The 14,671-nt window shown below is 51.0% G+C and carries 10 protein-coding genes; 9 read left to right on the plus strand and 1 reads right to left on the minus strand.

Features of this window, described 5'->3' with window-relative positions:
- Positions 1-593: 593 nt before the first annotated feature.
- From E9954_RS28455 to E9954_RS28495, 9 genes are read left to right on the plus strand one after another with little or no spacing between them, the layout of a single operon-like run.
- Positions 594-890, plus strand: a complete 297-nt coding sequence (locus E9954_RS28455; RefSeq protein ID WP_136082683.1) for a hypothetical protein — start codon at positions 594-596, stop codon at positions 888-890.
- Entirely contained in the window at positions 891-3,032 is a 2,142-nt protein-coding gene (locus E9954_RS28460; RefSeq protein ID WP_136082684.1) for a class I SAM-dependent DNA methyltransferase, read from the plus strand.
- Complete coding sequence (locus tag E9954_RS28465) at positions 3,029-4,243, plus strand: restriction endonuclease subunit S (RefSeq protein ID WP_136082685.1); 1,215 nt, start codon at positions 3,029-3,031, stop codon at positions 4,241-4,243. The genes E9954_RS28460 and E9954_RS28465 overlap by 4 nt, the downstream gene beginning before the upstream one ends.
- On the plus strand, positions 4,240-7,494 hold the full coding sequence (locus tag E9954_RS28470; protein ID WP_136082686.1) for a type I restriction endonuclease subunit R: 3,255 nt from the start codon (positions 4,240-4,242) through the stop codon (positions 7,492-7,494). The genes E9954_RS28465 and E9954_RS28470 overlap by 4 nt, the downstream gene beginning before the upstream one ends.
- Positions 7,494-9,365, plus strand: a complete 1,872-nt coding sequence (locus tag E9954_RS28475) for a DUF4209 domain-containing protein (protein ID WP_136082687.1) — start codon at positions 7,494-7,496, stop codon at positions 9,363-9,365. The genes E9954_RS28470 and E9954_RS28475 overlap by 1 nt, the downstream gene beginning before the upstream one ends.
- Positions 9,319-10,461, plus strand: coding sequence for a nucleoid-associated protein (locus E9954_RS28480; RefSeq protein WP_136082688.1), 1,143 nt, complete (start codon positions 9,319-9,321; stop codon positions 10,459-10,461). The genes E9954_RS28475 and E9954_RS28480 overlap by 47 nt, the downstream gene beginning before the upstream one ends.
- A complete protein-coding gene (locus E9954_RS28485; RefSeq protein ID WP_136082689.1) occupies positions 10,412-11,923 on the plus strand; it encodes a hypothetical protein in 1,512 nt (503 codons plus the stop codon). The genes E9954_RS28480 and E9954_RS28485 overlap by 50 nt, the downstream gene beginning before the upstream one ends.
- A 14-nt stretch (positions 11,924-11,937) precedes the next feature.
- Positions 11,938-12,264 (plus strand): hypothetical protein, encoded by a 327-nt coding sequence (locus tag E9954_RS28490; protein ID WP_136082690.1) that lies wholly within the window; start codon positions 11,938-11,940, stop codon positions 12,262-12,264.
- Positions 12,261-13,250: a DUF4268 domain-containing protein gene (locus E9954_RS28495; RefSeq protein ID WP_187357971.1), complete on the plus strand. Its 990-nt coding sequence runs from the start codon at positions 12,261-12,263 to the stop codon at positions 13,248-13,250. Before E9954_RS28490 ends, E9954_RS28495 begins: the two co-directional genes overlap by 4 nt.
- Positions 13,251-13,880: 630 nt before the next feature.
- Here E9954_RS28495 and E9954_RS32805 read toward each other — a convergent pair.
- Positions 13,881-14,024 (minus strand): hypothetical protein, encoded by a 144-nt coding sequence (locus tag E9954_RS32805; protein ID WP_168442664.1) that lies wholly within the window; start codon positions 14,022-14,024, stop codon positions 13,881-13,883.
- Between the last annotated feature and the right edge of the window lie 647 nt (positions 14,025-14,671).

Raw genomic sequence — 14,671 nt, forward strand, 5'->3', positions numbered from 1 at the left:
CTACTGCTGTCTGGACGTGTGCCTACCGTTGAACCCTTGATAGTGCATCCGTAATACATCCGAGATGTGTTATCCGGGGAATTTCCGGTGCTTTCGCTTAAACAACGGGCTCCTTTGCTGATGAAAGGCTATGGAATGCTTGCATGTGCCGGGAGAATTGGGAGCGTGGTGCATTAAAAAGTCTAAATATCCCTAAATGAGGAAATGGAGAAATGGATATTCCGGCGCACTTTTTTTACGATCGATTGGTAGCAACCAGAGACCCTATGGGGCACCCCCAAGGGGTAGCTCCCGGGCGGCACCATTTATGACGAATGGGTTTATGCGCTCTCCCCGTCCCTGATACTATAATTTCAGAGTATGCAAGGTGGCTAAGGGAGTTTAAGCCCGGGCATTAACCCTCACCGCTGAGCGGAAACGAGGATTTTGGCCAAACTGGATTGGTGGCACCCACCAGGCCGGGGCTCAGGTGGTGGCTGGTCTAGTAGAAAATACTAGTTGATTTCTTTTGAAGGGTTGCTTGTGAAGGGCGGATTCCAAGCCTATCATTTAAAGGTTATTAATGCGTGTAGTGATTTGCTGGGGGAAGCAGCATGGATTTGGAAATGCAGCGGGTGTGTGAGTGCCTGCAACGGAATAAGACCAGGGCGACGTATGGGGCTGTTGGGGAGTATACGCATACGCCCCACCGTTCCGTTAGCGGTCGGCTTGGGCGCAAATGCCCTCTGGCCTCTTGGGTTGTACGTGCTGACACAAAAAAGCCCAAAGGCTATGCCCCCACCCAGCTTGATACCGATTTAGAGAGCAAACCCGACATCATTACAACAGGTGATGAGCTGGGATTATTGATGCGGCAGGATTTTGAACAGCAACAACAGGAAGAGAATTAAATGGCGCAGTTAGAGAATATTGAGGCGATTGAGAAGCGGTTGTGGAGTGCGGCGGATTTGCTGCGTACAGGCTCCAACTATGCGAGTAATGAATATTTTATGCCGGTGATGGGCTTGGTGTTTCTGCGTCATGCCTATAGCCGCTTTCTGAATGTGAAGGATGATATTGTGGCCTCATTGCCGAGCCGGGGCGGGAAGACGCGGGATTTGACGAAGGCGGACTTTTCGCAGAAGGGGGCGATCTTTCTTCAGGAGAAGGCGCAGTTTGACTATCTGGTGTCGCTGTCGGACGACAAAGACCGTGCGGCTGCGGTGGTGGAGGCGATGGAGTCCATCGAGGCGGACTATGAAACGCTTTCGGGCGTGCTGCCGAAGGCGGAATACCACGAGCTGGATAACGAGGTGCTGGGCACGCTGCTGCGCACCCTGAACCCGGACGAGCTGAAAAAGGCTTCGGGCGACATCTTCGGGCGCATCTATGAATATTTCCTGACGCAGTTTGCCAACGACAAGGCGCATGACGGCGGGGAGTTTTTTACCCCGGTTTCGCTGGTGTCGCTGATTGCCCATGTGCTGGAGCCGGAGCGGGGCAGCGTGCTTGATCCGGCCTGCGGTTCGGGCGGCATGTTTGTGCAGAGCGCGAAGTTTGTGGAGCAGATGAAGGCCAACCCTTCGGAGCGGCTGACCTTCTACGGGCTGGAAAAGAATCCAACCACGATCCGGCTGGGCAAGATGAACCTTGCCGTGCATGGGCTGGAGGGCGACATCCGCAAGGCGATTTCCTACTATGAAGACCCGCACGAGCTGCTGGGCAAGGCCGACTATGTGATGGCCAACCCGCCGTTCAATACCGACGAGGTGGACGCGGAAAAGGTGAAGCGCGACCCGCGTTTGCCGTTTGGCCTGCCGGGCGTGAACAAGAAGGAGAAGGTTTCCAACGGCAACTATCTGTGGATTTCCTATTTCTATAGCTACCTGAGCGAAAAGGGACGGGCGGGCTTTGTGATGTCGTCGCAGGCATCGAGCGCAGGCGGCGAAGAGGCCAAGGTGCGGCAGAAGTTGATTGAGACGGGTGCGGTTGAGGCGATGATTGATGTGCGTGGCAACTTTTTCTATACCCGCTCCGTGCCGTGTCAGCTCTGGTTCTTCAACAAGGACAAACCCGCCGAGCACAAGGACAAGGTGCTGATGGTCGATGCCCGCAACGTCTACCGCAAGGTAACGCGCAAAATCTTCGACTTTACCCCGGAGCAGGAAAAGAACCTCAACTCCATCTTCTGGCTCTACCGTGGGCAGAATGAGCGGTTTATTGAGCTGGTGCAGTCGTATGTGGATCAGGTGTTGAACGAGGCGCATAGCTGCTTTGTGAATCAGGGCAACACGGTATCTGCGTCCGAGCCGTTGCCGGATTTCATCAAGGCGGTCAATAAGTTGTTTGATGCTATGAAGCCGTTTTTAGATTCGCTGCCGGAAGACGGGGCACAGGCCGAAACGGATTCCGAGCTGAGGAAAGCACTCGGTGATTTGGACAACCATGTCGGCGCATATGATGGATTGCGACAGGATACTCAGAAGCAATGGAACGAATCGGATTCTAATACAGTCAAGGAACTGCACTTTTTTGCCGATGAACAGAGCAGCCCAGCTCTATTGGCCGAGGGCAGTCGCGATCTGGTGAAGCTGGCCGACCATGCCTATAAGTTGGCGACGCGTTTGATTGAGCTGTGCGAAAAGGAATTGGATGCCAAGAGTTCCGACCTTTGGAAAAGTGCCGAGATCAACGGGGCACGGAAATCCAACCTTCGGAAAGAGGCGGAGGCAGCGCGGAAGGATGCGGTCGAGCAGTTGAAGCGGGTGCGTTATTTTTATAAGCAGGCGCATTGGCTGCTGTCGCGCTTTCCTGATGGCGAGCTGCGCGATGTGGAGGGGCTGGTTAAGCTGGTGAATCACACCGAGTTGGCTTCCAATGATTGGAGCCTCACGCCGGGGCGGTATGTCGGCGTTGCCCCGGAAGAGGTGGACGAGGATTTTGATTTTGAAGAAGCCCTGCGCGATATCCATGTGGAGCTGGCCGGACTTAATGAAGAAGCCGTTGATTTGGCCGCGAAAATTGCCCGTAACTTTGAGGAGCTGGGGGTATGAGTTTTCGTTCCGGGGCAATAAAGGATTATGCTCTTGGCATATACGATGGGCCGCACGCGACACCAAAGGAGTCCGATGACGGACATATTTTCTTAGGGATAAAGAACGTTACGCCTGATGGGCGGTTGGATTTTTCCGACATTAAATATGTTTCAGATCAAGAGTTCCCTCGATGGACGAAGCGCGTAACACCAACGGCTGGCGACGTTGTATTTTCGTATGAAGCAACGCTTCATCGTTACGGAGTAATTCCTGAAGGCTTCGATGGATGCTTAGGCCGGAGGATGGGACTAGTCCGCCCCGACCCAAAGAAACTCCTGTCACGCTATCTCCATTTCTATTTTCTCTCTCCAGGCTGGAAGTCGTATGCGGATACGAAGGTCATCGTCGGCGCAACGGTGAATCGTCTTCCAATAAAAGATTTCCCTGACTTTGAGGTAAAGTTCCCACCATTGGAAGTACAGCAGCGCGTGGTTGATGTTCTGGGAGCCTACGACGATCTGATAGAAAACAATCGGCGGCGGATTGCGTTGCTGGAGGAGTCGGCGCGGCTGCTGTACAAGGAGTGGTTTATCCATCTGCGCTTCCCCGGCCATGAGCAGGTCAAGGTGGTCGATGGCGTGCCGGAGGGGTGGAAGAAAGGAATTATATCTGACTTTTTCGATAGTACCTCTGGGGGCACACCGAGTCGAAAAGTTCCCGAATACTACACGGGAGATATTAACTGGGTTAAGACTCAAGAGCTTAATGAACTTTTCATTTTAGAGGCAGATGAAAAAATAACGGAAGAGGCTATTTCTAAATCTGCCGCAAAGTTGTTTCCGGTCGGAACCCTCCTTGTTGCAATTTATGGAGGAACAAATATTGGGCGAACAGGATTGTTGGCCGCCCCGTCAGCATCCAATCAAGCATGTGTTGCGTTCTTTCCGAGACGGAGGCTGGAAGACAATTTATTTCTTCAAAAATGGGTGCAGGAACATAGGGAATATCTAATTGGCCTGTCGCAAGGTGCGGCTCAGACGAATATTAGTCAACAAACGCTGAAGGCGCTCGACTTTATAATGCCAAAGCATTCCATGCTGGATGAATTTATCGACTACATCTTGCCTATCTATGACCAGATAAAAAATATAGTGGCTCAAAACCGAAAATTGGCTGAAGCCCGCGACCTATTACTTCCCCGCCTGATGAATGGAGAGATTGAGGTATGAGCGCGTACACCGAAGATACCCTAGTGCAGCAGACGACGGCAGACTATCTGCGCGATGATCTGGGGTGGCGTTCGGTGTTGGCCTATAACCATGAGACCTTTGGCGCGGGCGGTTTGCTGGGGCGGGAGAACGACAAAGAGGTCATTCTAAAGCCGTTGCTTCGGGAAAAGCTGGAGGAATTGAATCCGGACTTGCCGGAGCTGGCGTATCAGGATGCGGTGCGGCAGGTGGTCGAGTCGATGATCAGTCAGACGCTGTTTTCGACAAACCGCGAAAAGTATGAACTGCTACGCAACGGGGTGCGGGTGGCTTTCCGCAATGACCAGGGCGAGCAGAAGAAGCAGACACTGCGGGTGTTTGATTTTGATGAGCCGACGGAAAACGATTTCCTCTGCGTTCGCGAGCTGTGGGTGCGGGGCGATCTTTACCGCAGGCGGGCGGATATTATTGGTTTTGTGAACGGGATTCCGCTGTTGTTTGTGGAGTGCAAAAATGTGCACCGCGATCTGGAGGTGGCGTTCCGTGAAAATCTGGCGGACTATAAGGATACGATTCCGCATCTGTTCCACCATAACGCGATTGTGATGCTGGGCAACGGCATTGAGGCGAAGGTGGGGACGATTACGAGCCAGTATAACCACTTTGCGGATTGGAAGCGCCTTGAGGAGGATGAGCCGGGCGTAGTGGACATGGAGACGCTGCTGAAGGGTATCTGCGATAAGCGCAATTTCATGGACTTGATCGAGAATTTTATCCTGTTCGATGATTCGACGGGCAAGGCGGTTAAGATTCTCGCCCGCAACCATCAGTTCCTTGGGGTGAACCGTGCGATTGAGTCGGTGGAGCAGCGGGAGGAGCGCGAGGGCAAGCTGGGGGTGTTCTGGCATACGCAGGGATCGGGCAAGAGCTATTCGATGCTGTTCTTTACGCGCAAGGTGCACCGCAGGCTGGGCGGCAACTTTACGTTTGTGATCCTGACCGACCGGGATGACCTTGACGGGCAAATCTATAAGACCTTCGCGGGGTGCGGCGTGGTGAATAATGACCGCGATCCATGCCGGGCGGCGAACGGGAAGCATCTGGAACGGTTGCTGGGGCAGCACAAGTCGTATGTGTTCTCGCTGATCCAGAAGTTTAATCAGGATGTGGAAGAAGATGCGTTCTATTCGGAGCGCGACGATGTGATTGTGATTACGGACGAGGCGCACCGCACCCAATACGGCACGCTGGCGCTGAACCTGCGCAATGCCTTGCCGAATGCGAGCTATATGGGCTTTACGGGTACGCCGCTGTTTTCGGATGACGAAATTACGCGGCGGGTGTTCGGGGAGTATGTTTCGACCTATGACTTCCAGCGGGCGGTGGAGGACGGCGCAACCGTGCCGCTCTATTATGATGCACGGGGCGAGCGGTTGAAAATCGCCACCAACGATTTGAACGAGCGGATTGCCGAGAAGCTGGAAGAGATTGAGTCCACCATGGATATCAATAAGAAGCAGCGGCTGGAGCAGGCGCTGAAGCAGGACTATCATATTATCACCGCTCACGAACGGCTGTCTCAGGTGGCCGAGGATTTTGTGGAGCATTATTCGACGGGCTGGGAAAGCGGTAAGGCGATGCTGGTGTGCATCGATAAGATTACCTGCGTGAAGATGCACGAGCTGATTTCCAAACGCTGGAAGGAACGCATTGAAGAGCTGAGCGCACTATTGCCTACCGCAAAGGATGAGCAGGATGAGCTTTACCGCCTTCGTCAACTGGCATGGATGCAGGAAACGGAAATGGCCGTTGTGGTGAGCGAGGAACAGGGTGAGATGGAAAAGTTCCGCAAGTGGGACTTGGATATTACCCCGCACCGCCGACTCATTAAGGAGGGATTCAGTATTCCCGAAAAGCTGCGCGACCGCCCGGAGTTCATGGGGATGCAGCATCTGGATATGGATTCGGCTTTCAAGGAGCCTGCGCATCCGTTCCGCGTTGTGATTGTCTGCGCCATGTGGCTTACGGGCTTTGATGTACCGAGCCTTTCAACGCTCTATATCGATAAGCCGCTTAAAGCACATACGCTGATGCAGGCGATTGCGCGGGCAAACCGCGTGAGCGAGGGCAAGAACAACGGCCTGATTGTGGACTACTGCGGGATTCTGAAAAACCTGCGCAAGGCATTGGCTACGTTTGCGGGAGCGGGCGACGACGGACGCGGTGGCGGTGGCGGAGGTGCTGATCCGGGACGGCCTAAGGAAGAGCTGCTGGAGGAGCTGGGCGAGGCGATTGGTTTTGTCCGTTCGTTCCTTGATGAGCGCAACGCCCCGCTGGATGACATTAAGACCGCTACCGGCTTCGGACGCAACGCGGCGATTGTGAGGGCCAAGGAAGCGGCCAACGAAAACGATGAGAGCCGCAAGCGGTTTGAGATTATGTGCCGTGCGGTGTTCAAAAAGTTCAAGGCATGCATCAATGATCCGGGGGTGAATGCCTACCGCCCCGACCGCGATGCGATCAATGTGGTCTATAAGCATTTACAGAAGGACAAGGAGAGCGCGGACATCAGCGATATTATCCGCATCCTGCATGGGGTGGTTGATGAGGTGGTGGAAACCAAGCCTTCGGGATTTGGTAACGGCAAAGCCGATTATGAACCCTACGATATCAGCAAGATTGATTTTGAGCGGTTGAGGCAGGAGTTTGAACGCAGCCCGGCCAAGAAAACGACGGTGCAGTGCATGAGTGATATGATTGAGCAGCGGCTTAAAAAAATGCTCGAACGGAATCCTCTGCGGACAGATATGCAGGCGCACTATGAAAAGATCATTGCCGAATACAATAGCGAGAAAAGCAGGCTGACCATTGAGCAGACGTTTGCCGAGCTGCTGAAGAAAGTCCAGGAACTGGACGAAGAAGAAGACCGTGCTGTGCGGGAGGGACTGAACGAAGAGAGCCTTGCCATATTCGACCTGCTGAAAAAGCCGGAGCTTGGCGCGGCGGAGATCAAGCGCATTAAAGCCGTAGCCGAAGAGCTGCTGGAAACCCTCAAGGCCGAGGTGCTGAAAATTCACCATTGGCAGGAGAAGGAATCCACCCGCGATGCGGTAAGCATCACGATCCACAATTTCCTATATGACGGTGAGCACGGCTTGCCGGAAAATAGCTATACCGAAACCGATGTGAGCGACCTGACCTCTGCCGTCTACCGCCACATCTACCGCGCCTATCCAGAAGTGCCTTCGCCTGTTTATGGGGAGGTGGGGTGATGAGCGACCAACGCTATCCCGAGGACTTGATTGTAACGGCAGATGATTTCCAGTCATCAGGGTGGGAGGCAGCTATTGATGGTGCGGAAGACTACATGGACTATTGGCAAAAGCTTTCGCAGGTTGCTAGGGAGGCTATTGAGGCAGGAGAGAGCGCTAAGGGGAAAGTGCTATGGCTTATAGCAGATGCATGCGCAATGGATTTCAATGCTTCAAGTATTCATAATCCGTTCGTTTCTCGATGTGGAATATCAGTTGAAATTGCAACGGCAATACCTGAAATATTCACTGCCGAGGATGTGAGTTTTTTTAACGGTGTCATCCCTCAAGTAGATGATTGCTTTATCAAAGCCCGGCTCGCTGATGTGCTTTGGCTAATCGAAATTCCTAAGAATCCTGCCAACGCATTCACAGCAATTGAGGCGTATCAACAATTCCCACTCGATCAAGATTCTCTCGTTCGTGATAGCGAGAGTGCGTGGGAGCGGGCTATCCGCTTGTGCTATTTGCTGCGGAGAGGTTCTGAGGCTCATCTGGAAACAATTCGCGAAACATTATTTTCCAAACTTCAAGAACTTACATATGAGGGGCGCTACCAAGCTTTATGGATTGCTCAGTTACTTGGATTGGCATGTGTTGAAGTAGAGCAGTCAATAGTTGTATGTAATAAATTGGAAAGCATTGCTACGACGGCAAAAAATCAAAATGATTGGAATTGCACAAGGTCATACATAAAGCATTCGAGAGAGTGGCATACTAATTTTGATCGAATTGAAGAAAGCCGCGCGCTAACAGTAGAAATTGCTGAGAGCTGGGCAGAAGAAGGTGCTGCCCGATCAGCGGAGTTTATCGCGGTAGGCCATTGCTATGAAAATGCAATCCACGAATATCGAACTCTTCCTAATCGATTCAGACGCGAAAATAATATTGTAGACCGCCTGACAGAATTAAGACGATTGCTGAACGAAGCTAATGCAAATGCTGTGGAAGATATGCAGGCAACCATGATTCCAGGCTGTGATATTAGTGAATCGATAGAGTCTGCCAGACAATTTGTGGAAGGAAGAGAATTTCCTGATGTAATACGTGCATTCGTGAATATTTTTCAAGGAGCGGACGCCACCGCAATTCGAGCAACTGCTGAGCGTAATATGGGACGTTATGTTTTAAGCAGCCTCTTTGGCTCAACTCATCTTACGCATGATGGACGAGTGCGTGCGCGCTCACCGGGGATTGATATTTCTGATGTCGCTAGCGCAAACACACAATTAGAACTCAGAGCAAGTATGGTGCAAAACTATAATTTGCATATCGATCTCGTTATGCAAGGAGCCATTATTCCAGCCTTCCATATTATTCAGGAGGAACACCGTTTTACGGAATACTTGATGCGCTCTCTTTGCTCCAGCTCTTCAGCAGTGCCGAAAGATAGAGTTAGCTTGTGGGCTAAAGGTTTATTGTTCGGCTTTGAGGAGGATTTTGCTGCTGCAACCCATTTATTGGTTCCGCAAGTTGAGCATTTGGTGCGAGTTATTTTCAAGGAAAACGAAATCATCACAACTCGGCTTGATCCAGTATCTGGAATTGAAACCGAAAATGGTCTCGGAACTTTACTTGATAATCCGAGAGCGGCGGAAGTCTTGGGTGACAATATAGCTTTTGAGTTGAAAGTTCTACTGACGGATGAGTTTGGGGCAAATCTACGTAATCAGATAGCACATGGTCTTTTCAATGATGGAGCGGCAGCTTCCACTTTTTCTGTTTATGCATGGTGGTATTGCCTGAAGTTAGTAATTAACTCCATTCCTTGGCCGGATCGCATGCGTGAAGAAGATGCTGCTGAAGGCGGAGATGCAACAGAGCAGGAATAGAAAAAATAACCTAGGGGACAAGATGACCGATTTAGATATTAAGCACTCAGCATTTCACGCGATTGATTATCATAGGGCTATTGCGGATGTCCCGGAGGCATCATTCAATAATGCTGAAGTTAAAAACTACATTCAGGGCATTATTCCTTTTCTGCATAAAAAGCGAAATAACCGAGCGTTTCAATTCTCAAGTGATACTGGAGAGACATCTACTTTAACCAATAAATATGCATCCATTGCCGACTGTGATTTTGATGCAACCTCACTTGCTCTCGCGACTAGATTAGCGAAGGAGGAACAAAAGGCTAATCAGCGATATGGGCATCTCAACCAATTGCATGCTGGAGGCTTGGTTCAGGTGGTTTATGAGGCGGAAGATCAGTTTGTAATTTTAATAGCTAAGGTTGACTACAATAACTTTTTGGATAAGTCGGATTATACAAGAAGGTCGGGCTTACCTTTTGAGCGATACGTGCTGAAAGCTTTTACCATGACGTTCGATATTGATTCCGAAACTGGGGAAATGAATGAAACACCGACCCTTTCAGTCTTCGACACGAATGCTTCTATCTCGAAGTATTGGTGGCGTGAGTTCCTTGAGCTTGAAGAGTTAAATACTAATGAAGCAAATACTGTAACCGCACTTGACGCTCATTTGCGACTTCTTAAGCTTAAGCTATCCAGAAATTATAAAAGTGATTATACGTTGCTTCGGAATAGAGTGATTTCTTATTTCAAAACATGCTCGGATTATAAGCATGATGATGCTTTGGATATTATTTTCAGAGGGTATCATCCCCTGAATACAGAATTGCAAGGTGAGAAGTATGACCGTTTATTGGTGGCTGCCACAACCTTACCTGATCAAAAGGGGTTTGATCGGCAATTTTCAGTGGTAGCTGACAAGGTCAAAGCAAAGATGGGTCATAGAATCCCTCTTAGGCCCAATATGGAGCTGAGTTTGCTTGGAGAAATTGATGACTTAGAAAATGTTGTAACAGCCTCCGAGAGCGATGGTAGAAAATATATTACTATCGAATCTGAAAGTGGATTTGAGTATTTCAAGAAAAATGGAATCGATGCACCCAATTCGTAAACTAGAGAACTACTTAGGATTCTCCTCTAATGACTTAGAAGTTAAGGAGAGTTTGACCTTGCTCAAAGCCAAGGCTGAACTGTCATTTAACTCTTCCTGTGAGTGGGAACAGCTTGCAGAGAGTATTGCTACTTTTCCAAAGAGAGATGTGGTGTCTATTACGCTTAGTGTTGGTGAGTGGGAGCATACTATAACATCTAGCACTATCGATGCCGCTCAAAGTTTCCATGGTGAATATGAAGAAGCAGTTGGTGAGCATTCAGATCAGAACATCAGTCTCGCCCTTAGAGTCGATAAGAGGGTTGAAGATGGGGTGGTTTCTCTTTATTTTCCCATCGGTTATGGGAAGGCATTTTGTAGCGAGGATTTTTATGAGCGTCTACTAGAGCTTAATAATATGATTGGATCGCACAAGGCTCTTGCTATCCAGCTATTCGATGATACTCCGACTATTGCAACGGCCTCATTGAAATTTACATCTGTTCCCGCTGATCTGGAACCGCCCTCTTCAGATGTCGAAATGCGTGAATCGTTCATTGAGCAGCAACAGGAGTATTGCCATTTTGGGCAAGCTTCCATGCTCACAATTTCGCCATACGATTTGTGTCCTACCATTGTGGCAGATTCAGGAAATCCGATTATCGAAGCACTGCAAAAAGCATGCTTAGTTCTGTCTGCAATCTATCTGTTCGATGTTACCGAACTCTCTAAAGAAAAGCTTACATTTAAGCTGAAGGGGAAAAAGACTAAGTTCCACGATGTCATCCACTCTTCATGGACACCTTCTGAAGAGATGACCCTGTTTCGTATTTTTAAGTGGGCATATACAGATGGCAATCTGTCAGATAAGCTATACCTCGCAAGAAACATTATATCGATGCACATGCCGCATGATGCCGCTAGCGCGTTACTTGTGCCGGAAGATTGCTATTACTCAATTCAGTCCGGTTTTGCAATTTACCTAAAAGACAATGTCGCAGAGTACATTGGGCTAAAAAATTCGCTGTCGGAGTTTCTGCAAAAAGCGTTCAGGCAATCACTAGAAGTTGCTGATGGGATGGCCTCGTCCATGAAAGCCAACTTCTTTGCGATACTCACTTTTTTCTTTGGCGTTATCATCGCTGCATCGATTAAGGGTGCAACGCTAGGAAGCTTCTTTACTAAGGAGGCAGTTATTTTAACAGGCATTCTTGTGGCGGGTTCGTTCGCTCACCTTTTGGCTTCAAGTTGGGAAACCAGACGAAAGCAAATATTGTTTTCAGAGTCATACGCGAGGTTAAAGGCTCGTTATGATGACGTTCTGGATGGCGTGGATATGGAAAATATCACGGGTGACGATGCCGAGTTCAATAAGTGCGTTAATTACATTAAGCATCGGCGAATAGCATATTTCTTTATCTGGTTCAGCTTTTTAGCCCTCATCGGATTTTCGGTTCTCATGATTTACAGCGATGTTTGGTAGATGGAGAGATAGACATGCCATTCACAAGATTACACCTGATTGAACGGATGGGGTTGGATGAGCCTTGGGAGGGGGAGCCGGGGTATACGAAAACGGGCTATTGGGCGTTTACCAAGGAGCAGGCAGAGTCCTTTGTCGGGTGCTTCCTTTTTCTGCATAAAGGTCAGTTGGAGCCCGCCCGATACGCTGGTGAGATTGTGGATGTGTTCCTACAGACGGAAGGGAAATATGTCAGTCGTTTTGTGTTCAAGGTGAAAGATGAACCGCGACTGAATGGGATTGCGACCATGGTTGATGGCTGGGATCGATGGTGGAAAGCGGATGGATGGAGACAAGAATGAGTTTGGGTAGATTGGAAAAAGTTGAGTTGCGGGATGTGTGGAAAACGGAGGCGCAGGATTTTACGCCTTGGCTGGCGAAGGAGGATAATCTTGCTTTACTGGGTAATACCATTGGCCTCGACCTTGAATTGGAAGCGGTTGAAAAGAATGTGGGTGCGTTCAGGGCGGACATCCTTTGCAAGGATACTGCTACCAATGCCTGGGTGTTGGTGGAAAATCAAGTGGAGCGTACCGACCATACCCACCTTGGGCAGCTGCTAACCTATGCAGCTGGTCTGAACACCGTGACGATCGTATGGATTGCAAAACGCTTCACCGATGAACACCGCGCAGCGTTGGATTGGCTGAATGAGGTGACTGGGGATGATATTAATTTCTTCGGGATTGAAATTGAGCTGTGGCGCATTGGTGAGTCAGCCATTGCCCCGAAGTTCAACATGGTATCGAAACCCAACGAGTGGACAAAAGGAAAGGGTGGAACCTCGGCTGTTGTATCATCGGAGAAGGAGTTGTCGCCTACCCGGAAATTGCAGTTGGAGTTCTGGCAACTGTTCCGGGAATATATGGAGGACAACAGCTCCATTATGCGTCCGCAAAAACCAAACCCCTGTCATTGGATGAATTTCAGCATAGGAACAAGCAAGGCTTTTCCTGCCGCTTTGCTGAACATGCAATCGGGTCTTATTTCAATAAGCTTGCAGATCAATAAGGGCGAAGACCGTTTCGCAATTTTCAATTTACTCAAGCAGGACAAGGTTGCTATTGAAGAAGAAATGGGTGCTGCTTTGGATTGGGAGGAAAAACCGGAGAATAAGTGCAGTTATGTATTCTTGCGAAACCCCCAACTTGATCCGAAGAAAAAGAACGATTGGCCAATGCAGCACCAATGGCTGCTGGAAAATCTTGAAACGTTCCATGCCGTTTTCTCTTCCCGCATTAGGGATATGGACACGGGCGATTGGCAACCGGATGATGACGGGGAATGATAAGCCCGGCGTAGGGGCTATATTTCCGCACCCATCTCTATTGCCCCCCGTCCCCTCTCCCAGGGAAAAGTTCCAATGTCTGGAAGACCCACTTGCCCCGCAGGGCAGCCGCTGGGTGGCCGTTCCGTAGCGCGATACTGGAGAACCTGAGCGCGTGGAACTACTTCTCGGGCGGGGGCCGGGGCGTGACCAGCAAGCTTGCGAGATGGGCGCGCTTTGGCCGGGTGGGCGGGGGATGCGGTGGCCGGAGGCGATAGCCGGAAGCCCCCGCAACCACGGCCGCCCCGCCCGCCCTGTAGGTGTGGCATGAATTTGACACCGACACGAGCCAAGCTCGCATAATGACTTGTTATGTTGGGTGGTTGAAATTCTGATTTCCAAAACCCACTGAACATAATCAAGCATTATGCGGGTTTGCGAGCTTGCCCCCCGCCAGCGCGACCTTGGGAACGATGCCGGTGGCAGCAGGGAAGCATGGGACGTGCGAGGAACGAACCGCCCCTTGATTCCGAACTATCAGGGAGAACGCGCAGCGGGCGATGGAACAACCCGGCAAATTTTGCAGAGCGTTTCCGGCCACTCGGGGAGTCAGTCCGATAATCGTGCATCGGAGATGCCGCAGGCTCACGATTATTCGTACTGACCCCACTCGCTGAAAGCGGAAACGTGGCGAAACTGCCGCCGGGGTGCGGCCGAAGGCTCCATAGCCCCGCAGGGCAGGCCGTAGGCCACCGGAGGGAGTCCGCCCGGGAAGGTGATGCGACATCGAAGCATGACCTTTCCGGATCAGCGGGCGACCGGAGTAGGTAGAGCGCTTGAGCCGGGTTTGCGTGGAGCTCCCCGTAGGGCGAAGGCCGGGCAGGCTGGCGGGATCAGGCGATGATGCTTCCGAGCGCCGCGAAGGATAGCATCAGCGCCCCCGCCTTGGCTGGCCGGCGAGCGGAATGCAAAGGCGGCTGAAGCGCGACGTGGCGGTAATAGCCGCCACCCACACCGCGCTGACAAAGGAGAATTTGTGAAGGAAGCTGAATGAGGAGACCGGGAACGGACAGCGCCTTCCGGAATCATCGATCCCGGCTACAGCGACCGAACAAAGGACGGGGTGGAACCCGACCCTCCACTTGGCGGCGCTGGGAGTGGACGGATCGACGATTGAAGCTGGATGAACAATTTCTTCTTTGGCACTAAGCGCGGCGTACATCCCCCCGTTGCGGGGGGCTTGGGGGGTAACACGAAGCAGCGCGAGGTGAACTTTGTGGATGACGGTGAGCAAAGGGATGCAGGACGGCCATCGTAGATGATGTGGCCTGCTCCCGTCGCGAACCGGAAGGAACAAAGGGCGCCTGGCGGTGCGGCGTAGGTCAGCTGGAAACGTGACCGTGTTCTGCGTAGCAGGTTCTGAGCGCGTTTGCTGCGTAGGA

It is taken from the genome of Pontiella desulfatans, from assembly GCF_900890425.1.
Taxonomy (GTDB): domain Bacteria; phylum Verrucomicrobiota; class Kiritimatiellia; order Kiritimatiellales; family Pontiellaceae; genus Pontiella; species Pontiella desulfatans.